At 43.7% G+C, this 22734-nt stretch carries 22 protein-coding genes and 1 riboswitch; of the genes, 8 read left to right on the top strand and 14 right to left on the bottom strand.

The genetic code is table 11. From position 1 onward, the window contains the following. Positions 1 to 55: 55 nt before the first annotated feature. The 8 genes from MJ761_RS10515 to metE form a co-directional block, all read right to left on the bottom strand. Entirely contained in the window at positions 56 to 457 is a 402-nt protein-coding gene (locus MJ761_RS10515; protein WP_239392929.1) for a DUF6201 family protein, read from the bottom strand. Between the two features lie 21 nt (positions 458 to 478). After that, the gene (locus tag MJ761_RS10510; protein ID WP_239392928.1) at positions 479 to 895 is read right to left on the bottom strand and encodes a DUF6201 family protein; all 417 of its coding nucleotides are present in this window, start codon (positions 893 to 895) and stop codon (positions 479 to 481) included. A gap of 67 nt (positions 896 to 962) precedes the next feature. After that, a complete protein-coding gene (locus MJ761_RS10505; RefSeq protein WP_239392927.1) occupies positions 963 to 1364 on the bottom strand; it encodes a DUF6201 family protein in 402 nt (133 codons plus the stop codon). 21 nt (positions 1365 to 1385) lie between these two features. After that, a complete protein-coding gene (locus tag MJ761_RS10500) occupies positions 1386 to 1796 on the bottom strand; it encodes a DUF6201 family protein (RefSeq protein ID WP_239392926.1) in 411 nt (136 codons plus the stop codon). Between the two features lie 67 nt (positions 1797 to 1863). Then, positions 1864 to 2310, bottom strand: a complete 447-nt coding sequence (locus MJ761_RS10495; protein ID WP_239392925.1) for a DUF6201 family protein — start codon at positions 2308 to 2310, stop codon at positions 1864 to 1866. 170 nt (positions 2311 to 2480) lie between these two features. Continuing rightward, positions 2481 to 3314 carry a DUF6402 family protein gene (locus MJ761_RS10490; protein WP_255356372.1) on the bottom strand — a complete coding sequence of 278 codons (834 nt, stop codon included), beginning with the start codon at positions 3312 to 3314 and terminating at the stop codon, positions 2481 to 2483. A gap of 26 nt (positions 3315 to 3340) precedes the next feature. After that, positions 3341 to 3835, bottom strand: coding sequence for a PAAR domain-containing protein (locus MJ761_RS10485; protein WP_093093853.1), 495 nt, complete (start codon positions 3833 to 3835; stop codon positions 3341 to 3343). 659 nt (positions 3836 to 4494) lie between these two features. Beyond that, the gene (metE, locus tag MJ761_RS10480) at positions 4495 to 6768 is read right to left on the bottom strand and encodes a 5-methyltetrahydropteroyltriglutamate--homocysteine S-methyltransferase (protein ID WP_093093851.1); all 2274 of its coding nucleotides are present in this window, start codon (positions 6766 to 6768) and stop codon (positions 4495 to 4497) included. Between the two features lie 303 nt (positions 6769 to 7071). Between metE and MJ761_RS10475 the strand changes: the two genes are divergently transcribed. The 5 genes from MJ761_RS10475 to MJ761_RS10455 all read left to right on the top strand — a co-directional run bounded on the left by MJ761_RS10475 (position 7072) and on the right by MJ761_RS10455 (position 12667). After that, entirely contained in the window at positions 7072 to 8004 is a 933-nt protein-coding gene (locus MJ761_RS10475; protein WP_093093849.1) for a LysR family transcriptional regulator, read from the top strand. A 547-nt stretch (positions 8005 to 8551) separates the two neighbouring features. Next, positions 8552 to 8652, top strand: a riboswitch (TPP riboswitch). A 54-nt stretch (positions 8653 to 8706) separates the two neighbouring features. Beyond that, a complete protein-coding gene (gene thiM / locus MJ761_RS10470; protein WP_093093847.1) occupies positions 8707 to 9495 on the top strand; it encodes a hydroxyethylthiazole kinase in 789 nt (262 codons plus the stop codon). Positions 9496 to 9503: 8 nt separating this feature from the next. Continuing rightward, the gene (locus tag MJ761_RS10465; RefSeq protein WP_176715118.1) at positions 9504 to 9659 is read left to right on the top strand and encodes a hypothetical protein; all 156 of its coding nucleotides are present in this window, start codon (positions 9504 to 9506) and stop codon (positions 9657 to 9659) included. A gap of 312 nt (positions 9660 to 9971) precedes the next feature. Next, entirely contained in the window at positions 9972 to 12194 is a 2223-nt protein-coding gene (locus MJ761_RS10460; RefSeq protein ID WP_093093843.1) for a UvrD-helicase domain-containing protein, read from the top strand. A 53-nt stretch (positions 12195 to 12247) separates the two neighbouring features. Further along, a complete protein-coding gene (locus MJ761_RS10455) occupies positions 12248 to 12667 on the top strand; it encodes an HIT family protein (RefSeq protein ID WP_093093841.1) in 420 nt (139 codons plus the stop codon). 546 nt (positions 12668 to 13213) lie between these two features. Here MJ761_RS10455 and dnaJ read toward each other — a convergent pair. Both dnaJ and MJ761_RS10445 read right to left on the bottom strand, forming a co-directional pair. Next, positions 13214 to 14323 (bottom strand): molecular chaperone DnaJ, encoded by a 1110-nt coding sequence (gene dnaJ, locus MJ761_RS10450; RefSeq protein WP_093093839.1) that lies wholly within the window; start codon positions 14321 to 14323, stop codon positions 13214 to 13216. A 283-nt stretch (positions 14324 to 14606) separates the two neighbouring features. Beyond that, complete coding sequence (locus MJ761_RS10445) at positions 14607 to 16481, bottom strand: ribonuclease catalytic domain-containing protein (protein WP_093093837.1); 1875 nt, start codon at positions 16479 to 16481, stop codon at positions 14607 to 14609. Positions 16482 to 17298: 817 nt separating this feature from the next. Here MJ761_RS10445 and MJ761_RS10440 point away from each other — a divergent pair. After that, a complete protein-coding gene (locus MJ761_RS10440) occupies positions 17299 to 17526 on the top strand; it encodes an exodeoxyribonuclease VII small subunit (protein ID WP_093093835.1) in 228 nt (75 codons plus the stop codon). Beyond that, the gene (locus MJ761_RS10435; protein ID WP_093093833.1) at positions 17510 to 18406 is read left to right on the top strand and encodes a polyprenyl synthetase family protein; all 897 of its coding nucleotides are present in this window, start codon (positions 17510 to 17512) and stop codon (positions 18404 to 18406) included. The genes MJ761_RS10440 and MJ761_RS10435 overlap by 17 nt, the downstream gene beginning before the upstream one ends. A gap of 104 nt (positions 18407 to 18510) precedes the next feature. Here the strand turns inward: MJ761_RS10435 and MJ761_RS10430 are convergent, their stop codons facing one another. Next, positions 18511 to 19083 carry an L-threonylcarbamoyladenylate synthase gene (locus MJ761_RS10430; RefSeq protein ID WP_093093831.1) on the bottom strand — a complete coding sequence of 191 codons (573 nt, stop codon included), beginning with the start codon at positions 19081 to 19083 and terminating at the stop codon, positions 18511 to 18513. 80 nt (positions 19084 to 19163) lie between these two features. On the opposite strand from MJ761_RS10430, the gene MJ761_RS10425 reads away from it, so the two are divergent. Continuing rightward, positions 19164 to 19937, top strand: coding sequence for a HesA/MoeB/ThiF family protein (locus tag MJ761_RS10425; protein ID WP_218060240.1), 774 nt, complete (start codon positions 19164 to 19166; stop codon positions 19935 to 19937). Positions 19938 to 19954: 17 nt separating this feature from the next. On the opposite strand, the gene MJ761_RS10420 is transcribed toward MJ761_RS10425, so the two are convergent. The 3 genes from MJ761_RS10420 to MJ761_RS10410 all read right to left on the bottom strand — a co-directional run. Next, positions 19955 to 21163, bottom strand: a complete 1209-nt coding sequence (locus MJ761_RS10420; protein ID WP_176715117.1) for a CynX/NimT family MFS transporter — start codon at positions 21161 to 21163, stop codon at positions 19955 to 19957. A gap of 55 nt (positions 21164 to 21218) precedes the next feature. After that, complete coding sequence (locus MJ761_RS10415) at positions 21219 to 22088, bottom strand: patatin-like phospholipase family protein (protein ID WP_093093827.1); 870 nt, start codon at positions 22086 to 22088, stop codon at positions 21219 to 21221. A gap of 218 nt (positions 22089 to 22306) precedes the next feature. Then, positions 22307 to 22734, bottom strand: a 428-nt coding sequence (locus MJ761_RS10410; RefSeq protein WP_239392924.1) for a YadA-like family protein, incomplete at its 5' end; no start/stop codon positions are given.

The following is a 22734-nucleotide window of genomic DNA, read 5'->3' as shown; positions in this document are numbered from 1 at the left end:
CGCTACCTGATGATAGGCTGGCTAAATCCACCGCTAACCATCTATGCTGATTTCTTTATTTTTTACCGTTTACTTGATTTATTTTATCCGTTAAATCAATTGCTTCCCATCCTTCATTACTTGAATACCTTAATAAATTGCTTTTTTTAGTAGGAATAGCCATACCAGATATATCATCACTTAAATAGGCATAATGAGGTGAATGCCATATCTCCTTGCCATCTTTATTATATAAAACCCAAAAATATTTGTCGTATCCATCTATTAGCTTATAGACCGCAATCGGTGTGGTGGGCAGATGTTGATACATATTTAAGTAATACTCACCATCATCGCCCTCTTTGGTGTAATACAAATTAAAATCACCATAAAAGCTGGATGATGAAAACAGCAGTAACCATGTAATAGCCAGACAAGACGAAGATAAGATAATGAGCTTTAGCAATATCTTTTTCATAAACCACCTATATAAAATGATTTACTGTAATTTATGATTGCGTATGGTTTTGGAAATATCATACCCAACTAGTCCATGATTTGTTAGGCAAATAAAGTTTCCGTCCATTCCAACATCATCTGGAAAGGACATCATATCAAATACTGATTCCTCATCAATATAGTCAAAGTAGGATACCCTCCACAATTCTTCTCCCTTTTTATTATATAAAACTGTGAAGTATTTATTGCCTCCCAGTATTTGCACTATAGAAATAGGTGATGTGGGCAAATGTTTATATATATTGGCATAGTATTCTCCACTGTCACTCCTTATTGTTGTATAAAGATTAAAATCTCCGTAAAAACTGGATGAGGAAAACAGGCATAACCAGTAAAAAAATGCAAAATAGCATATCCCTATGATGATTTTTATGATGCTTTTTATGATTTTTTTCATTATCTAAAACTCCGCTACCTGATGATAGGCTGGCTAAATCCACTGCTAACCATCTATGCTGATTTCCTTATTTTTTACCGTTTACTTGATTAATTTTATCTGTTAAATCGACGGTTTCCCATCCTTCATTACTTTTATATCTTAAGAAATTGTTTTTTTTAGTAGGAACAACCAAACCACCTACCATATCACTTAAATAGGCATAATGAGGTGAATGCCATATCTCCTTGCCCTCTTTATTATATAAAACCCAAAAATATTTGTTGTATCCATCTATCAGCTTATAGACCGCAATCGGTGTTGTGGGCAGATGTTGATACATATTTAAGTAATACTCACCATCATCGCCTTCTTCTGTGTAACACAGATTAAAATCACCATAAAAGCTGGATGATGAAAACAGCAGTAACCATGTAATAGCCAGACAAGACGAAGATAAGATAATGAGCTTTAGCAATATCTTTTTCATAAACCACCTATATAAAATGATTTACTGTAATTTATGATTGCGTATGGTTTTGGAAAAATCAGGGCCGTCATAACCATGATTGGTTGGAAACGTAAAACTATTATCTTGTTTATCAGGAAAAGACATTTTTTCAAATAATGCCTGTTCGCTAACATATTCAAAATAAGAACATCTCCATAATTCCTCGCCCTTTTTATTGTATAAAACAATAAAATATTTATTGCCCTCTAATATTTGAACAATAGAAATAGGTGATGTGGGTAAATGTTTATATATATTGGCATAGTACTCACCATCGTCACTTTTTACTGTTTTATAAAGATTAAAATCACCATAAAAACTGGATGAGGAAAACAGGCATAACCAGTAAAAAAATGCAAAATAGCATATCCCTATGATGATTTTTATGATGCTTTTTATGATTTTTTTCATTATCTAAAACTCCGCTACCTGATGATAGGCTGGCTAAATCCACCGCTAACCATCTATGCTGATTTCTTTATTTTTTACCGTTTACTTGATTTATTTTATCCGTTAAATCAATTGCTTCCCATCCTTCATTACTTGAATACCTTAATAAATTGCTTTTTTTAGTAGGAATAACCAAACCACCTATCGTATCACTTAAATAGGCATAATGAGGTGAATGCCATATCTCCTTGCCCTGTTTATTATATAAAACCCAAAAATATCTGTCTCCAACTATCAGCTTATAGACCGCAATCGGTGTGGTGGGCAGATGTTGATACATATTCAGGTAATACTCACCATCATGACCTTCTTGTGTGTAATTCAGATTGAAATCACCATAAAAACTGGATGAGGAGAAAAGTAACCACCATATAAGCGTAATTAGTGTTAAAAGAATAAATATTAATTTTTTTACAAAATTTATATCTTTCCGCAGAATCGTTTTAATGAATATCTCAATAGCATTATGTTTCACTTTTTATTTCCTCTGGGATATAGGGAAGTGTTTATAAATAATCAGTTTATATTCTCCATTTTCGCTTAGGATAGAAGATTTCTGATTAAAATTGCCATAAATTGCTGAAGATGAAAAAATAATCTAAATAAATAAAGACGGCAATAAAGCTGAAACAATTATTTTTAAGATTATTTGTTTAATAACTCAATAATTCTATGCTTCGATAAAGGGGGAATCCATAAAACATCTGAAAAAACAATAAAATCTATGCCGGTATTTCTTATGCGCTGCCATTCTCTGAAATCTTTGTTATATACGGGCACCGTCCATTGCATCTTCATATCATATAAGAGTTTCCACTTTTTAAGCTCGTAGGCATCCATATATAGCAATGCCTGTTTTTTGCTGAGTATGCCTTTTTTATTCCAGATCCCGAGAAATTCATTACCGAGAAAATCATAGCTGTCTTTGATATAAAACCCGATGGCCTCGGTAATAAAGACATCCTTGCCCTGAAATTTATCCTGATACCCCTGTGGTGCAACTTTTAAATTTGCCTTACCTATTGCGCCGAAATAATCATCAATGGTTTCTCCTAAACCCCATAAATAATCTCCAATTGGAGTAAAATTCACATTTGAAAATGTATCAATCTCCCTAACATCTCTGTAATTTCTGAGAATACCATTATTCTTAATAAGCTGCTTGCGCAATTCTCTTCGTCCTTTTGGGCTTGCCCAATCTTCTTTCAATTTTGCAAAACCTTTCTGCACAGGTTTATATCTCAACGCCCACTCCATTTTCACAATAGAATCATTTACATGCTGTAATGGAATATTTATTGCCGGTCCCGTCATATAGGTATTTTTTGTGGCTTCAGTAAAACCTTTGGCCGGCTTTCCGCTAAACCAGTGCCGCATTAGTTGCGGTGCTATTTTCCAGCCCATGTTATCCATCGCGGCCGGAATCTGGTCTATGGAAAAAATATCTGCATTCAGGGTAATCTTGGGCGCAGATTTCATGGTATGGGTAATCAATTCTGGCATGGTTAAATTCCTAATTTAGTCTGAACAAAATAGCTTACTTCTACCGACTCAGGTTGCGGGGTTTGTATCGATTCCAGATGGCCATCCCGGCTTGATTCACCTTCCACCAGTCGTGAAGAGGTTTTGATGGCATAAGCCACACCATAGGTTTTGATGTTTTCTGGTGATTGAATATAAAAGCTGCGTGAATAAGGCATGCTTTTAATGGGTCTGGACAAGGTGTCATCAATATAACTGTCGGTGATGGTTGGAATAAAGCGTGCATTACATGGGCAGGTACTGATGCTGCTGATTGAGCCGGCCAGTTTTTTGGTCGGGCTAAACATACTGCTTACTCCGCCTGTTATGCGATAGATTCCGCTATGTTGTCCACAGGTAACCCTATCTCCTTCCCAAGCTGCGGCAATACCATGCCATAAAATCATGCTGTCACCACTGATTATTTTGCCACCACAAGTAGTGCGATCTCCAACCCTTAAAAAATATCCTTTAGCCAATTTTTCTCCCTAATAATGGTTAAGTATAAAATTTGACCATATAAGCTATGGTTTTGTCAGGTAATCAGATAAACTCATTCTTTATGACTGCAATATGTGCTTTGTATTGTTTGCCTTTTATTCCTTGACTACTGCTATTGCCTGCTGTCTCTTGTCTGGAATAAATATAGCTCCAATACCAAAATATTACTTTGCAATAAGTAGCATGTCAATCAATCAGTTACTATTCAGTTATACAGTTAGATGCTAAACGGCAAGCGTTTGTATTACTGCTTCTGGCTGTAACAGGTTGCTTTATTAAAGAATAGCAATATTTTCAGCTTGTAATCATATAATTATGTATCAGGATAGACGTTTATATGCTGTTATGTTTGGTAGTTTAGGGAAAGTGATCTGTATCAAACAAATGCTGTGGCTATGGTTTTATTTGCATTACTATTTTATAGCAATTATGCAGTAAATATATGATTTATGCGGAAATTTGCCTGTATGTATCTGTCTAATACAGGGTATTTTATAGGCACATTTTATTCTGATTCGATTATTTGAATCCGTGAGTTGCTGGTATTTTCCTGAATGTTAGTTAAGGGAGCTAATACGGAAAACCGCTCCGGTTTTGTCGGAGCGGTTCGGTTGTACATAACGCTAATCTGGGCGGTTTAGGCGTTTAATTCGGCACGTAGTTTTTTGGTAACATTAACCATCACTTGCAGGGCTGCGGTGGTTTCTGGCCAGCCGCGGGTTTTGAGGCCGCAATCGGGATTTACCCATAATCGTCGCTGGTCGATTACTTTCAGTGCTTTTCGCAGCAGGTGTTCTACTTCTGCTTCGGTAGGTACACGCGGGCTGTGGATATCGTAAACACCGGGGCCGATATCATTGGGGTAGCTGAATTTGACAAAGGCATCCAGTAATTCCATATCGGAACGTGAGGTTTCGATGGTAATTACATCAGCATCCATGCTGGCAATGGCGGGCAGTATGTCGTTGAATTCGGAATAACACATATGGGTGTGAATCTGGGTGCTGTCGTCAGCATCGGTTGAAGTAAGGCGGAATGATTCACATGCCCAAGCCAGATACTCATCCCATTGTGCACGTTTCAGTGGCAGGGCTTCACGAATGGCTGGCTCATCAATCTGGATAACGCGGATACCGGCTTTTTCCAGATCCAGTACTTCGTCGTTCAGTGCCAGTGCAATTTGTTTGCACACTAGACTCAATGGTACATCGTTACGCACAAAGCTCCATTTCATCATGGTTACCGGACCAGTTAACATGCCTTTCATCGGCCGTTTGGTTAGGGACTGGGCATAGGCAGACCAGGCAACGGTCATGGCTTTGGGACGGGCCACATCACCAAAAATAATCGGGGGTTTTACGCAGCGGGAACCGTAGCTTTGCACCCAGCCATACTGGGTAAAACAGTAGCCATCCAGTTGTTCACCAAAGTATTCGACCATGTCGTTACGTTCAGCTTCACCATGCACCAGTACGTCGATATCCAGTTGTTCCTGCTGTTTTACACAGTAGGCAATGTCTTTTTTCATGGCGGCTTCGTAATCAGCCGCGCTCAGTTCGCCCTTTTTAAACGCTGCACGTGCCTGCCGGATTTCCTGAGTTTGTGGGAATGAACCTATGGTTGTGGTGGGCAGTAAGGGCAGATTCATCCATGCCTGTTGTTTTTCAATCCGCTGTGCAAACGGGCTATGGCGCTGGTCGGCATGAGCGCGCAGATTGCCTACGCGTTCTGCAACTTTGTCATTATGAATCAGTTTGCTGGTTTTGCGTCCGGCAGCGGCCGCATCGGAAGCAGCGAGTGCTTCCTGTACGGTGTCTTTACCGTGCGCCAGTGCCTGTTTGATGATGCCCAGTTCCTGCAATTTCTGGGCAGCAAAGGCAAGCCAGTTTTTGATTTCGGGGTTAAGTTTCTCTTCTACGCTTAAATCCTGCGGGCTGTGTAATAGTGAGCAGCTTGGTGCAATCCATAAGTTGTTGCCTAACTGGGTGGCAACTGGTGCCAGTAAATCAATTACTTCACGCAGATTGGCACGCCAGACGTTGCGACCGTCAATCAGGCCAACAGACAGTACTTTGTTTTCCGGCCATGCATTGGCAAATTCGGCCAGTTGTTCCGGTGCGCGTACGCAATCGATATGTACGCCGTTTACTGGCAGGCTTTTGAGCAAATTAAGATGTTCGGCAACACTACCAAAATAGGTGCCAATGATGATCCGTGTGCCGGTAATAGCCAGTTCCTGATAGGTAGGCGCAAAAGCATCCAGCCATTCGCGGGCAATATCGACGGCAAGAATGGGTTCGTCAATCTGGATCCAGTCAACACCGGCATTAGCCAGTGCACGTAAAAGTTTCTGGTACTCAGGCAGCAGACGCGGCAATAGTTGCAGACGGTTATGGCCGGTATCTTTTTCTTTACCCAGCCATAATAGGGTAAGCGGGCCTATAAGGGTAGGTTTGATATCATGTCCGGTGGCTTTGGCCTCTTCAATCTGGGCAATCAGGTTGGTTGCGTTGGCTTTAAAGCTGGTGTCCTGATGCCATTCTGGCACGATGTAGTGGTAGTTGGTATCAAACCATTTGGTCATTTCCATGGCTACCTGAGTGGCATTGCCGCGTGCCAGTTCGAAATACTGGCTTAATGTCAGGTTGGCTGCATCAAAACCAAAGCGTGCAGGAATGGCGCCAAGTGCACACAGGGTATCCAATACGTGGTCGTAATAGGAAAAGTCACCTACGGGTAGCAAATCTGCGCCGGCTGCAATCTGAGTTGCCCAGTTTTTCTGGCGAATATCGGCAGCAATCTGGCGCAGTTCGGCTTCACTTTTGCTGCCTTTCCAGAAAGCTTCAACCGCAAATTTTAATTCTCGTTTAGCACCAACACGTGGGTAACCAGACAGATGGAATGTATTCATATTTATTTCTCTCTATTCTATGCGAATGATGGATTTCAATAATTAGCAGTGTGCGTGAGTTGTGGCATGACGGCAAGCGATAAATTTTGCTGTTCTGTATGAATATTTTTAATATTACATTTCAGTACAATCGGGATGAGAATATGATATGGTATATAAATGTCTAGTTGGGGAAATAGATAAATGGTTATCAGCAAGGTGCTAATTATGTTAGCCATATAATTTTTGTTTATATATAGTGCTGCTGTTTATGAATTTTTTAACTTGGATTCGTAGTTAAAATGCTAATAGAAGGTGGAGAACATGGAGTCGATTATTGAATTGCGCCATTTACGCTCTTTGCTGGCTCTGGAAGAAACCGGCAGTGTATCAATGGCTGCTAAGCGGGTTTTTCTGACTCAGTCTGCGCTGTCACATCAGATTCGTGTTCTGGAACAGTTTTATGGCACTCCTTTGTTTGAACGTAAATCCAACCCTATTCATTTTACGCCGGTTGGTATGCGTCTGTTGCAATTAGCACACGAAATTACACCGCTGGCTACGGTAGCTGAGCTGGATATAGCACAGATTATTGAGGGAGGAGCAGGGGAGCTGCGCGTGGCGGTGGAGTGCCATACTTGTTTTGACTGGCTGATGCCGGCCATGGATGCTTTCCGGCCGCTGTGGCCGAAGGTGGAGCTGGATATTGTGTCCGGCTTTCAGGCTGATCCTGTGGGTTTGTTGCTGACTCATCGGGCTGATCTGGCCATTGTGTCTGAATATGCGCCACAGCCGGGTATTATTTTTCAACCGCTGTTTGCTTATGAGATGGTGGGTATTTGTGCCAAGGATCATCCGCTGGCATCTAAAAGTGTATGGCAGGCGCAGGATTTTGTGGATGAAACGCTTATCACTTATCCGGTACCAGATGATATGCTGGATTTATTGCGCAAGGTATTAAAACCGGCTGGTGTGCAGCCCGCGCGCCGCAATAGTGAATTAACTATTGCTATTATTCAGCTGGTATCAAGCCGGCGCGGTATTGCTGCCTTACCTTACTGGACGGTGATGCCGTATCTGGAAAAGGGTTATGTGGTAGCACGGCAGATTGGCGATATTCCGCTGCAAAGTGAGTTATATGCTGCAATACGTGAATCTGATGGTAATAAAAGCTATCTGGACAATTTCTGCCAGATTGTACGCGAACGCAGTTTTGCCGATTTACCGGGGCTGAGCCCGCTTAGTACACCTGATTAATCTGTACTGGCTGCTGTGGTATGAACTCTAAAAGCAGGATGAGTTATCTGAAACTGTTGGCATCTGTGCTACTGACAGGTGAAAAGCTTCAGCCATTAAGTATGTTCGACGACACCAAAGTGTGCGTTATATAAATGATGCTTATCAGATATAGTACATGTTTGCCGCTGACAAAACTATGCCTTTGGCTAACGATAAAATCACTGACCAAATTAAAATTGCCCAGATGCTGTTTTGAATGGACAATTTAATATAACCGTTCATGCGGGAAAGCAAAGGAAATCTGAAATTATTAAAGTGCTTACTAAAGGTAAACATTAATACGGTTAGTAAATTTTAATAAGTTAAATTTCTCTTAGAGGCCATTATTGCCGCTGTTGGATGAGGTAAAGATGTAATTGTTATTAAACCGATTGATCGGCCAAAGACAATCATTGCCTGATAATCTTCTTACCAGACTGGGTAAGTATTAATAATGTGGAAGATGATTAGAATAGCTTGTTTAAGGCCGTTAGTCAGTTCATAATAAATTCGTTGTTTTGATAATTGTTTCGACTCGGGGTGTTTTTGTTTGAACCAAAAACTGAGATTTTACCCGTTGAACCTGATCTGGGTTATACCAGCGTAGGGAAGTCTAAGCCATATTCATTGTAAATTGGCAAATTCTTCCCGATATTGAAAAGTTATTAATAAGGAAAGAATATGTCTGTAGTAAAACCGCTGCAAGCTGCGCAAGCCATTCCTTTTATTAAACGTGTTAAGGATCAGTGCCCACTGGTACATTGCATTACTAATGATGTAGTACAGAATTTTACGGCTAATGTGCTACTTGCTATCGGGGCTTCGCCGGCAATGGTTATTGCGGAGCAAGAAGTCACTGCTTTTGTTAATGTTGCAAATAGTCTATTAGTTAATATTGGCACGATTAACAACAATACTGCCAAAAGTATGTTACTGGCAGCTGCTGAAACCCAGAAAAACCAATTACCTTGGGTTTTAGATCCGGTAGCAGTCGGCTCTGCTCTGATTTATCGCTCAGAAATTGCTCATCAATTATTATTATTAAAACCAACTGTTGTTCGGGGTAATGCTTCAGAAATATTAGCATTAAGCGGGCAGAATTCTTCTTCAAAGGGACCAGACAGTCAAGACTCGACTGAATCAGCTTTGAATGCAGCTAATTTACTTGCCCAAAAATATCAAACTATCATTGCTATTACAGGCGATGTTGATTATGTGACAGATGGTCATAATACTTACAGTATAGCAGGCGGTGATATTAATTTAACTAAGGTGACGGGAACAGGCTGTTCACTATCGGCCATGGTTGCTGCTTTTATTGCAGTTTCTACTGATGCCTTATTAGCCACGGCTTCTGCTTGTTATATGATGAAACGGGCGGGTGAACTGGCCAATAAACAACAAGGATTAGGCACTTATGCTGTGTCACTTTTAGATCAGCTTTCGCTATTCGGTGATTCACATCAATAAAGAAGTAAATGAAAAAACAACTTGATTTAACCCTTTATTTGGTTCTCGATCCGCTACTCTGTGGCGGTATTGGTGGGATGGTTAATATAGCTAAAATTGCGGACTTTCGCTTTGCATACTGGTTTTTGCTTTTAGATAAATCAGGCTGTACTTACGCGCAATAATGGCCAATCCACTGTATGTTCTGCAATGGTTATTGAAAAAGCTGGCTGGGCATGTCCTGAGTTTATGTGCAGGCACTGTGGTACTTTGCTGTGCTATTTTCTGATTCATAAAGCGGTTACACGGAAATATAGTGCCCATTTTTCCGGTGCTATCAGCCGGAATTTAACACTGCATGTATTATCCAGATTCGGCCAAGCGCGCCTGAACAGCAAGGTATACATTATTATTCAGCTATTTAAATATGTACGTCATAGACCACAGACATATTTTTCACAGCGATTTTTCAGCCTCAATCAGCTACAATAAGCACTATGGAAATTTTATCTTCTGCTGGCCTGCTGGCCGGCCTAAATAGTGAACAGTTAGCTGCCGTAACTTGGCCTGCGCAACCGGCGCTGGTGCTGGCGGGGGCAGGAAGTGGTAAAACCCGGGTTTTAACTACCCGTATTGCCTGGTTGTTGCAGACTGGGCAGGCCAGTGTACACAGCATTCTGGCGGTAACTTTTACCAATAAAGCGGCCAGAGAAATGCAATTGCGCCTGAGTGCGCTATTACCGGTTTCGGTACGCGCAATGTGGCTGGGTACGTTTCATGGCCTGTGCCATCGCTTTTTGCGCCTGCACCATCAGGAAGCCGGACTGCCGAAAACATTTCAAATACTTGATATTGGCGACCAGCTAGCTGTAGTAAAGCGTTTACTCAAACAGCTGAATATTGCCGATGAAGTAATTGCACCGCGCAGTTTGCAGGGATTCATCAATGCACAAAAAGAAAATGGTCTGCGCGCGTCCCGTTTGACGGCGCGCGACCCGCATGAACGGCTGATGATTGAATGCTATGCTGCTTATGATAGTTTGTGCCAGAATGAAGGGGTAGTGGATTTTGCTGAGCTGATGTTGCGCAGTTATGAAATACTGCAAAGCAATGATGTGTTACGCTGCCATTACCAGAATCGTTTTAATCATGTTTTGATTGATGAATTTCAGGATACAAACAAATTACAGTATGCATGGTTAAAGCTGCTGGCCGGTGAACATGCAGCGGTTTTTGCCGTTGGTGATGATGACCAGAGTATTTACCGTTTTCGTGGCGCGGAAGTAGCGAATATGACGCGTTTTCTGCATGAATTCGGTGTAAGTGAACCCATCCGACTGGAGCAGAATTACCGTTCCGTCGGCAATATTCTTACCGCAGCCAATGCTGTGATTGCGCATAATGCCAGCCGTCTGGGTAAAAATCTGCACACAGAATCTGGCAGTGGTGAAAAAATCCGCGTACTTCAGGCGATCAATGATATAGAAGAAGCCCAGTTTGTGGTTGATGAAGTCAAGGCTTTACACCGTGAAGGGCTGGATTACATGCAGATGGGGATATTGTATCGCAGCAATGCCCAATCCCGTGTGCTGGAACAGGCTTTGTTTCGTGCCGGCATACCCTATAAAATTTATGGTGGTTTACGCTTTTATGAGCGTCAGGAAATCAAACATGCTCTGGCGTATCTTCGGCTGGCAGTCAATCCCGATGATGATAATGCATTATTGCGGGTAATCAATGTACCCACACGCGGTATCGGCACACGCACTATTGAAAACATTCAGGCAGCAGCCAGTCAAACCGGTATTTCGCTGTGGCAGGCCGCCTCCAGTCTGGCCGCTAAGAACAGTAAAATTGCCGCTTTTGTACACCTGATTGAAAATTTACAGGCACAGACCGCACAAGTTTCGCTGCCGGAGCTGATGGCCGCAGCCATTTACGATAGCGGCCTGATGGAATATTACCGTACTCAGAAAGGTGAGCAGCAGGAGCGTATCAATAATCTGGAGGAATTACTGAATGCTGCCGTGGCATTCAAACCGCAGGAATCTGGTTTTGACAGTGAACCAGAATATGATGAAAACGATCCGTTATTCGCTGTACTGTCCTTTTTAAGTACCGCTTCACTGGAAGCGGGTGAACATCAGGCCGGACAGGGGGAAGATGCCTTGCAGTTAATGACGGTACATGCAGCCAAAGGGCTGGAATTCGACGCGGTTTTTCTCACGGGATTAGAAGAAGGCTTGTTCCCGAGCGAGTACAGCATGGCGGAGAAGGATGGGCTGGAAGAAGAACGACGTCTGATGTATGTGGCCATTACCCGGGCACGCAAACGCCTGTATTTAACCATGGCACAACAACGCCTGTTGCACGGGCAGACTCACTTTGCCCTGCCGTCACGCTTTGTAGATGAAATACCGGAAAGTGTGCTGCAATATCTATCAGCACATAAAAACACGCTGGTCGCCCGGCAGCAGACTACACAGCGTACTAATCCGTTTCACAGTAGTCGCAGCAAACTGGCAGACACACCAGCCAGTACTGATTTTGACGGCTTCCAGCTGGGGCAGAATGTTCACCATGAACGCTTTGGTACTGGCGTAATTATAGAAGCTAGTCACAAAGCGGAAGGTGCTCGTCTGACCATTAATTTTGGCAAACAGGGAATTAAAGAACTGGATACTGTATTTGCCAAAAGCAAGCTGACTATTATTTCTTAAACAATTGCTCAGGCTACAGCTGGTAAGCAGACAGGCCTGAGAGGAGACAGATCATGCAACAATATGACCGTAACAATATATTTGCCCGAATCATCCGCGGTGAAATACCCTGCCATAAAGTTTATGAAGATACTCAAACTCTGGCCTTTATGGATGTGATGCCACAGGCACGCGGCCACGTGCTGGTGATTCCGAAATGTGAGGCAATAGAATTAACCGACATGCCACAAGATTATCTTGTTGCGGTATTCAGTGCAGCCAAGAAAATCATTGGTGCACAGCGTAAAGTTTTACACCGCGATGGCATCGTTCAGTTACAACTATCTGGTGAACAGGCTGGCCAGTCTGTATTTCACTATCATATTCATCTGATTCCCGGCCATATTCATGAACTGGGAAAACACGAGAGTGTGGCTGCCGATCAGGCAGAACTGGCGCAGCTGGCAGCACAATTACGTGCTGAGCTGGACTGAGGTACAAGCTTGGTTTAGAAATTATCCACAGAATTATCCACAAACAATCTGTAAAAATAAACAGTTTTTATTGCACAAAACTCTTATTTTATAATTAGTTAAGCACACAAGCTGAATTTTATTCAGCCAAGCATATTAAAACTGTCCACAACAAATTATCCATTGTGCCAAAATTTCTGCATCGCTCCTGTGCTACCCGAACACAGGGGTGATGATTTATTTCCCATTCAATATCAGGTTATGTCCATCAGTAGCTTTCAGCCTAAAGCTTAAAACAGCTTTGCTATTTCCTACCAGCTTCATTCTGCGCATTTAGCAAAGTTTAAACAGCCCAAACTCAGACTTACTTTTTTCCTCAACAATAAAAGCAACAAACTATTCTCTGAAGCCAATATAATCCAGCTCAAGCCTTAAACTACTTATATCTTTTCTTCCCATAACAAAATACCGCTGATTACATAAATCAGCGGTATTTACACCGAATAACCTGCATTAGGATTCACATATCTGAAATAAACAATTCTGAACTATTGATAGTGCAACTGTTTATTCAAACAGATCACGTAGCTTGTCCATAAAAGACTTCTGTCGCGGTGTTTGAGCACGATCCATTCCAGTAGAGATTTTCTCAAACTCTTCCAGTAGTTCACGCTGACGCTCAGTCAGATTTACTGGTGTTTCCACCACAATATGACAATATAAATCGCCCACAGCAGCCGACCGTAATGATTTAACGCCTTTACCACGCACACGCATACGGCGGCCGGTTTGTGTTTCTTTCGGGATATTCAGTTTTACTTTACCATCCAGTGTTGGTACTTCAACCTCACCACCAAGCGCTGCTGTAGTAAAGCTGATGGGCAGTTCACAGTGCAGATCCATACCGTCACGCTCGAAGACCTGATGCGGACGTACATTCACCATCACAAATAAATCACCCGCCGGCGCACCATGCTTACCCGGCTCACCTTCGCCACTCAACCGGATACGCTGCCCATCATCAATGCCGGCCGGAATAGAAATCTCAACCGTCTTGCGGGTTTTTACCAGCCCTTCGCCATGACATTTAACACACGGGTCTTTAATCTGTTTACCGCTACCATGACAAGTAGGGCACGTTTGCTGTAACTGGAAAATAGCCTGCCGTACGTGTACAGCCCCACTACCGCCACACATACTACAGGTAGTAGCGGAAGTACCGGCCTTAGCACCACTGCCATGGCAGACATCACATTCTTCATGAGTAGGAATAGTGATTTTTTTCTTGATACCCCGAGCGGCTTCTTCCAGACTGATGTCTACATGATACTGTAAATCAGCACCCTGATGATTTTGCTGCCGTCCGCCGGCACTGCCGCCGAACATCTGACTGAAAATATCACCAAAATCAAAACCACCGGCAAAGCCGCCGCCACCAGCACCCATATTGCCATCTACGCCTGCATGGCCAAACTGGTCATAGGCTGCACGTTTTTGCGCATCAGACAATACTTCATAAGCGCGCTGTATTTCCTTGAATTTCTCTTCGGCACCCTTATCGCCCTGATTACGGTCGGGATGGTATTTCATAGCCAGCTTGCGATAAGCTTTTTTGATTTCCTCATCCCCTGCAGTACGGGTTACACCCAGCACTTCATAAAAATCTACTTCAGTCATAATTTTATTCCAAACGTTTGCAGGCAACCTGTTCCTGTGCAGCAGGCTGCCTGAAAAACAAAACCGGATAATACAAATGCAACTCATATATGGGCTGCATGTATAAAAACAAGGTTTTAAGCAAAAGTTAATTTAAATGAAACAAAACCGGCCAACTTAATTTATACACAGATAAACAACATCAGCTAAAGCAGCGTAATTATTCTGCCAGCAAAACAATCAATCTGATCATCATCAGCCAGCTATAAATCAAAAAATCTTTAACAACGATTTATCCAGACAATCAGACTCCTGCCACCGGCATCAGAACATTCACATAATTGAGCCCAACACTGACCTGCTCCAGATCAATTCCGGTTATCGCTACTTTCATCTGGCATTTAGGTATAACATCAATCGGCACACCGCTGACACGGCTAACCAGAGGCAAACCCTCAATGCGCACCAAATCATCGCGTATTAACCGGGCAGTCAATTCCTGCAATCGTTCCTGCTGAATATATATCAGGCTCCAGTACGCTTCCATATGACGTTGAAAATCATTATAGGCAGTATAAGCCGATTCAAAATCGCGCAATACCGCAAACAGCATGGCTTCCTGCGGTTCAAAGCGGGGCAGGGCAGTCTCATCAAGCAAACTAATTAACTGTTTCTGATTGATATAATCAGTAGCACGTCGCAACGGCGAAGTAAACCATGCGTAATGCTTAAGCCCCAAACCAACATGTGGTTCAGACTGAGTACTCATACGCACTCTGCCAGCTGGCTGCACCCGGAACAGCCCGGCCATACCGGCCTCATCCAGCATCTGTGCCCAGGTACTGTTAGCAAAAATCATCAGTTCACTGACCAGCGTATCTATCGGCGCACCACGCTCACGTACGCTTATACGCACCTTATTATCTGCTTCCAGCTTAATTCCGTAATCATACTGAGGTAAGCGTTCCGGATCATATTTCCCTCTAGCCTGCATTCTGGCCACGGCAAAATCATACAACCAGTTCATTTCATGCTGATGAGCAAAAACTTCAGCATTACTGCGCATCTGCTGAGGCTGAAATGCCTGCTCAATATTTTCAATGCGTAAATTACAGTCTATATAAACCGATTCAATACGCGATTCACAGTGCACAATCTCAAATTGTGGATTAACTTCAGCATACAGGCTGACAGCCGGCCGTGCAGCCCCTTCATCCAGACTGAAAGCAGCTATCCAGTTATCCGGTAACATCGTGATTTTACCGCCGGGATAATATACCGTACTCAAGCGTTCAAATATCAGTTTTTCCAGCGGAGATTCAGCAGTAATGGCCAGCGCAGGAGCGGCGATATGAATACCGACCAGTTTATTGCCATTAGGCAGATCGCGCACACTGAATGCATCATCCACCTCACTGGTTTCAATATCATCAATAGAAAATGCCCGTATTTCAGTATCAGCAACAGGCAAATTATTGATAACCGGCACAGGATAATCACCACAGCCTGCACCCTTAGGAAACTGAGTCAATAAAAAACCATCAAGAAAATATTCAGGTAATGGTGGCACCGCTCCCACACTCTGGAGCAAAGTAAACAAAGATGTTTTTTTCTGTTCAGCAGCTTTTATCACCGCCTTGTAACTGAGGCTCTGTTTATCTGGCGCATGTAGAATTACCTTAGCATCAGCAGCAATCGCAGCCGGCAGACTGCCTGCCAGCAACTGCTGTATCCAGCTATTAATTTGTGCTTCCTGCTGCTTGCGCCGCTCAATCGCCGCCAGAGCAAGCTGTAAGGCTTCTTCTGGCGCAGCCTTAAATACACCCTTATTTTTCTTGTAAAAATAAATAGGCGCAGCATATAAAGCCATTAATGTAGCCGCCAGCTCAACATTGCCGCTGTTGCCACCAAAATATTCCGTAGCGGCACTGGCTGCGGTAAATTCAGCCTCACTACCTACCGCTTCCCACAGCAAACTGATATCAATACCAGCAGCAGCATCGGCAGCCTGCTGTAAAAACTGACTAGCATCGCCATCAAATACCAGAAAAACATGGCTGGCCTTGATTTTAGCCCGCTTACCGTGCGCTGTATTAACCAGAAAAGTAGCATCGTTTTCCTGCACCACCTCAGCTACTTTAAACTGACCAGACTCCTCATAAAAAATTTGTTTACCCATAATGCCTACTTAAACCAAAGAAACTACCTTAGTAACCCGTAAAACAGATTGAAAAACCATCGATTTATCCGATTATAGACGAATATACAGCATTTCAGATTTTACGCCGGAACTACCATACTGCGTTCACACAGCATATCAGCACAAATAGTTCACCATTACTTCCCCTCAGGCTTTCCTGTTTTCCATATGTCTGACCATCAAAACATATAAATTAAATAATTCTATGTTTTAATTTTTAAATAAACCATCACACAAAGTGCGTACAACATAATATTTATGCCTTAAATAATATTATGCTTTAAAACTGAACAAATAAACAGCAAAAAACACTGCCGATTTGATACTATTTATAATAGTAAACAAAAATTTATATAATCCCAAATAAATAATCAGCGCCAGACAGCATAAATACAAGAGAAAAACACATCAGCATATATAGACCAATCAGCATCTGAAAAATTAACTATATTAAAATAAAATTCTATATTACATTGATATTTAAAAGAATCATTCATACTCAGAAAAATAAAATATGAACAAAGTAAAATAAATGATTTTAAATCGCCAGAAATTCTGAAAATTCTTGTACTGATCCAGTACCTCACCTAAAAACCGATAACAAAAATATTAATTAGTATTATGAAAGTTTATACCGGTTTAAAAACACATGAACGCCCTATTTTCAGAACAAACCAGATAACATATCTGCCTGCATCCTCAACCAATAAGCTACCGCCTCAACATACAGATATCAGCAGCAAGAGCAGTACCGCGAGTGTTACAATGGCCATAAATTCACGTAAAGAGCCATGACATGAAGAAAATAACGCCCCAAAGCTATGAAGAAGCCATCCAGCAACTGGAAAAAATTACTGAATCGATGCAAAACAACGATTTGCCTTTAGAAGAATCACTGGCAGCCTATGAATATGGTCAGGAACTGGTGCAATACTGCCAGCAGAAACTGGCTGAAGTAGAACAAAAACTACAGATACTTGATCACGGTGAATTAAAGGAGTTGAAACTTGAAGCAGAGGAGTGACTTTACCAGTTGGCAAAAACAGGCACAAACATACACCGAACAAACCCTAATCCGATTGTTACCACCAGCCAGTCAACTTCCTGCCCCACTGATTGAGGCCATGCACTATGCCATGCTGGATGGCGGCAAACGTTTGCGCCCGATGCTGGTTTTGGCTGCAGCCGAACTGGGCAACGCCATTAAAGAAGCAGTGGATTATGCACTGGCCGCCGTCGAATGCATTCATATTTATTCCCTTGTACACGACGACATGCCGGAAATGGATAACGATAGCCTGCGTCACGGCAAAGCAGCCTGCCACATACAATACACACCAGCAACAGCGTTACTGGTTGGCGATGCCCTGCAAAGCATGGCATTCAGCCTGCTAAGCCAGCCAACCAGCCTTGCTGCCACACGCCAGCTGCACATGATACAGACACTGGCACAGGCTGCCGGCTGTAATGGCATGGCGGGCGGACAGGCCATTGATCTGGCTCATGTGGGTTTGAGCCTGAATCAAACCGAACTTGAGCGCATGCATCAGTTGAAAACCAGCGCACTGATTCGCGCAGCAGTCACACTGGGCGGACTTTGCTGTCAGGACATCGATCAGCAGGCACTAACAGCACTCGACAACTATGCCGCCCATCTGGGACTGGCTTTTCAGGTTATTGATGATGTACTGGATTATGAACAGGACAGCCACATATTGGGCAAGACTGCCGGTAAAGATGCTCAGGCCAACAAACCTACCTACGTTAGCCTGATGGGGCTGACTACAGCACGCCAGTATGCCGAAAACCTGGTACAAAAAGCTATTGATGCGCTGGCTGGTTTTGATCAGCGTGCAGTTCACCTGCGCTCACTGGCACAATTTGTTGTTGCCCGCAACTATTAGATGCGCATCAAACATAAAGAAAACAACCATTGCTGTATAAATGCCAGACATCCCGTTTCTGCCATATGTACAGATATTTACCAATCAGCCAGTAGACGAAATAACTAACGCAGCCGCTTACCAGATACCCAGTCAACAATCTGGCTGGGTTGTTTGCGCCCGCCAGTGCGGCCACTCAAAATCATCACCCGACGTCCAAACTGGCGCCTGACTTCCTGTTCCGTGCGACAGGCTTTTTTTCCAGCTCGATTACATGAAGTAGACACCAGCGGTCTGCCTACAGCCCTGCACAAAAAGCGCGCCGTAGCCAAATCCGGAATGCGTACCGCCAATGTTTGCCGGCCTCGCCCACGCAACGCCGGCAGAACCTGCCGCCGCCGTACTGGTAACAACAAAGTTCGTGGTGCCGGCCACTGCTGAGTGATAGCGGTTATTTCAGTTGTGGTCAATGGAGCCAGCAAAGGTTGCAGCTGAGAAAAATCAGCAGCAATAACAATCAGACCCTTATGTTGCGGCCGTTTTTTCAGCGCAATCACTTTTCGTAGCGCCGGCGCATAATCAGGCAGACAGCCAAGCCCATAACTGCTTTCCGTCGGATAAGCAATCAGACCACCTTGACACAGATGGGCGCGCAGACGATGTAAAAACCGGCCAGCCGGCCGGACAGGATGGCGCATAAAAATTCAGAGAAATAAAACCAAACTATTATAATAGCAGTACAGAATAAACCAGACTACTCATGCACCCAGAGACTACCATGATCACTGATGAACAACTATTGCGTTACAGCCGGCATATTTTACTGGATAAACTGGATATTGCCGGACAGGAAGCCATTCTTGCCGCACGGGCACTGGTGATTGGTGCCGGAGGCTTAGCACATCCGGCACTCACGTATCTGGTGTCCAGCGGAGTAGGGCACATCACCGTTGTGGATAACGATAGCATCGAAATCAGCAATTTACAACGCCAGTACTGGTTTAGTGATCAGAACATCGGTGAGGCAAAAGCCCGTGTATTGTGCCGGCAACTACAGGCACATCATCCACATGCTCAATTACAGCCGGTTGTGGCCAGAGCAGATACCAGCCTGTTACAACAACAGGTACAGCATGTCGACATTGTTCTGGATTGTACCGACAATTTTGCCAGCCGCCGTCTGATTAATCAGGTCTGCTTCAATGCGCGCAAACCACTGGTTTCAGCCTCAGCCTTAGTATTTGCTGGGCAATTGGCCGTATATGATTTCCGGGATGGCCACGGCCCCTGTTATCAGTGTCTGTTTGAAAAAGAAATGAATGACGAAGGTTCCAGTTGTGCTAAAAATGGTGTTTTTGCACCACTACTGGGCATAATGGGTGCAGCACAGGCAAGTGAGGCGTTACAGGTAATTGCTGGTATTCACCCGTCAGGCTGCTGGTTACACTGTTTTGACGCCCATCACTTTCAGTGGCAACGTTTGCAGCTGGCGGCCAATCCGGACTGCCCGGTATGTGGACAAACAGCTTTATCCACAAAACCTTGTGGATAAAGCTGTGTATATCTGTATTATTTCTGAAAATCAGACAGCTTGCGATCCTGACCGGCTTTCCAGCCGGATACAGTAATCACCAGTGCAGCCAACAGCATTAACCATAATGCAGGAAACCATGAATGAATGATATCGTGCAAAGCACCCATTAATACCGGCCCCACCGACGCTAACAGATAACCACAGGTTTGTGCCATTCCGGATAACAATACCCCCTCAGTAACACTATCGCTGCGCAGACTGAAAAACATCATACTCAGACAGAAAGCCCCACTGATTCCCAGCCCCAGCAGCAGTACCGCCGGTAAATAGCAACTACGCCACGGCAACATCAGCAATAATATCGACAATATCAACGCTACCCCACACATCGCACCAATCCAGTGCTGCTGTTTTAATCTGGCTGCATAAATTGGTATCAGCAAATTAGTTGGTACCATCACCAACTGCATCAATCCAAGCCAGCCACCGGCCTCAGTTGCAGACACACCGGCTTTGGCCACAATCAGCGGCAACCAGCTAACCGTTGAATAAAACAGGAATGACTGAAATCCCATAAACAGAGTTACCTGCCACGCCAGCGGGTTACGCCACAGATGTAACGTGACTGTGCGTGAGCGTACAACCGGTCTGGGTATAGCATTAGCGGCTTTAAAGGGCCGCCACCAGATCACCATCGTCACCAGCGCTGGCAGCACCCAAATCATCAGCGCACCGCGCCAGCCCCACAGATTGCTATGCGCCAGAGGCGCGCTTAAAGCAGAACCTGTGGCTCCGCCTAAATTCATTACCAGTGCATATAATGCCGTAACCAGCCCCATTTTTAATGGAAAATACTGTTTTACCATGCTCGGAATCAACACATTACCAACCGCAATCGCACTGCTGAGTAAGGCCGTACCGGTTAGCAGCAAAAACAATCCGCTACCACAGCAACGCAGCACCAGCCCCAAAGTTAATACCCACAGAGCAAAAAAAACCATTTGTTCCGAGCCCAGACGTGCAGCTATTCTGGGGATAAAAACGGAAAACAGACCAAATGTCAGCAATGGCACCGTAGTCAGCAATCCTGCCAGCGTACTGCTCATCTGCAACTGAGCCTGAATATTCTGCAACAAAGGTCCCACACCAGTCAGAGGTCCGCGTAAAACAAAAGCCAGCGCCAGAATAGCCAGAAAAAGACTAAGCCGGTGCTGTGTGTTCGATACAGTCGAATTCGTTTTCATTACCTCACCAAATACCATTACCCTTAATCTGATAGATTAAGACTGAAAAAAACATTTAATTTAACGGCCACCGCTGCACTAACGCACGACCGCATTCCAGACCAGCTGCATAACTATAGCGCAAACGACCGCCATCACGGCACAGGCGTCCGGCCATTTTTTTGTCATCAGGAGGATTGATTTCAATAATAGAGCGGCAGTTTTCAGCCTGTCGCATCCATGCCAACGTAGCATTATAATGCTTTACCCGCTGACGTAATGCCTGTGCAAACCCGCAAGCAGATAAGTGCCGCGCCAGCAATGCATCACCCAAACCACCTTTCTTAACATAATCATGTGAGCGGGTGCGAATAACCACCACTTGGCCAATATTTGGCTGCGACAAAGCCCACCGTACCGGCAAAGCATCTGCCACACCACCATCAAAATAAAATTCATTATCAATTTGTACTGGCTTGCGGATAAAAAAGGGAATTGAACTCGAAGCACGCAACACTTCCAGAAAAGATTCGGGTTTGGCGACAGCATATCGTGGCAGACCACTAACTGCATTACTCAGCACGATTCGGAAATCACGCTGCTGCGCAAACATACGCTCATAATCCAGCGGATTTTCCTGTTGTACCACCCGCCATAACCAGCCAATATCCATCAGATCGCCACCACCAATAAAGCGTGACCAGCGAATAAATTCCGGCCGGCATGATTGATCAAGCAACACAGCCAGATTGCGCCCTTCTTGTCCCGCTAGATAACTGGCAATAATACTGGCGCCGGAAGATACCCCAACCAACAAAGTAAATGGATTAAATTCTGCCTGTAAAAAAGCATCGGTAACCCCACTACTGAACGCAGCGCGCATTCCTCCGCCCTCTACAACCAATGCAATCTGCTTTCCGGCAGGCTCCTGCTGAGCATCAGACATTATTTACCATTTCCATGTTTATGTAATATTAAATTACCATTATTATATTATTAAATATATAATACTAGTTGAATTAAATCAATAAAACACCCAACAGACGCATCACTGCTCAGTTCATTACAAGCTATTCACATTTTAATTTAACGTATTACCAAATCATAAAAAAACTTCCGGATTCAGAAGAAATCCGGAAGTTGCTTTAGCATTCAGCAAATGGTTTAGTTATTGCTCCATTTGAAGCCGATACCGGCATTAAAGCCAACCTCTTTGCCTGTGGTGGAAACACCAGCACCCCAGCCAATATTACCGCCATTGCTGATTGCCTTATAGTTGGCGCCTACAGCAGTATAGCCACGATAGTTACCAACACCCACACCAACTGCCTGTTCACCGGCATTCAGAGATGGCAGATAAGCACCGGATAAGGCCATGGCTAATGCAGTACCAGAATAAGCACGACGTTCAGTACGTTGCAAACGCTCATTTACCTTATTCACATACTTATTGACGTTATCAATCTGATTATTAACACCTCTAAGCTGAGCCACATTCACAGCATCTGTGTCGTCAAAACCTGCCGCAACTCCGGTTATCTGACGGTATTCTTTTTTCGATGTATCACCTACCGATACCGCGCCTTTCGTAC

Source organism: Snodgrassella communis (assembly GCF_914768045.1).
GTDB classification, from domain to species: domain Bacteria; phylum Pseudomonadota; class Gammaproteobacteria; order Burkholderiales; family Neisseriaceae; genus Snodgrassella; species Snodgrassella communis.
The sequence above is the reverse complement of the archived record's forward strand: the minus strand, read 5'-3'. Positions and strand labels throughout refer to the sequence as shown.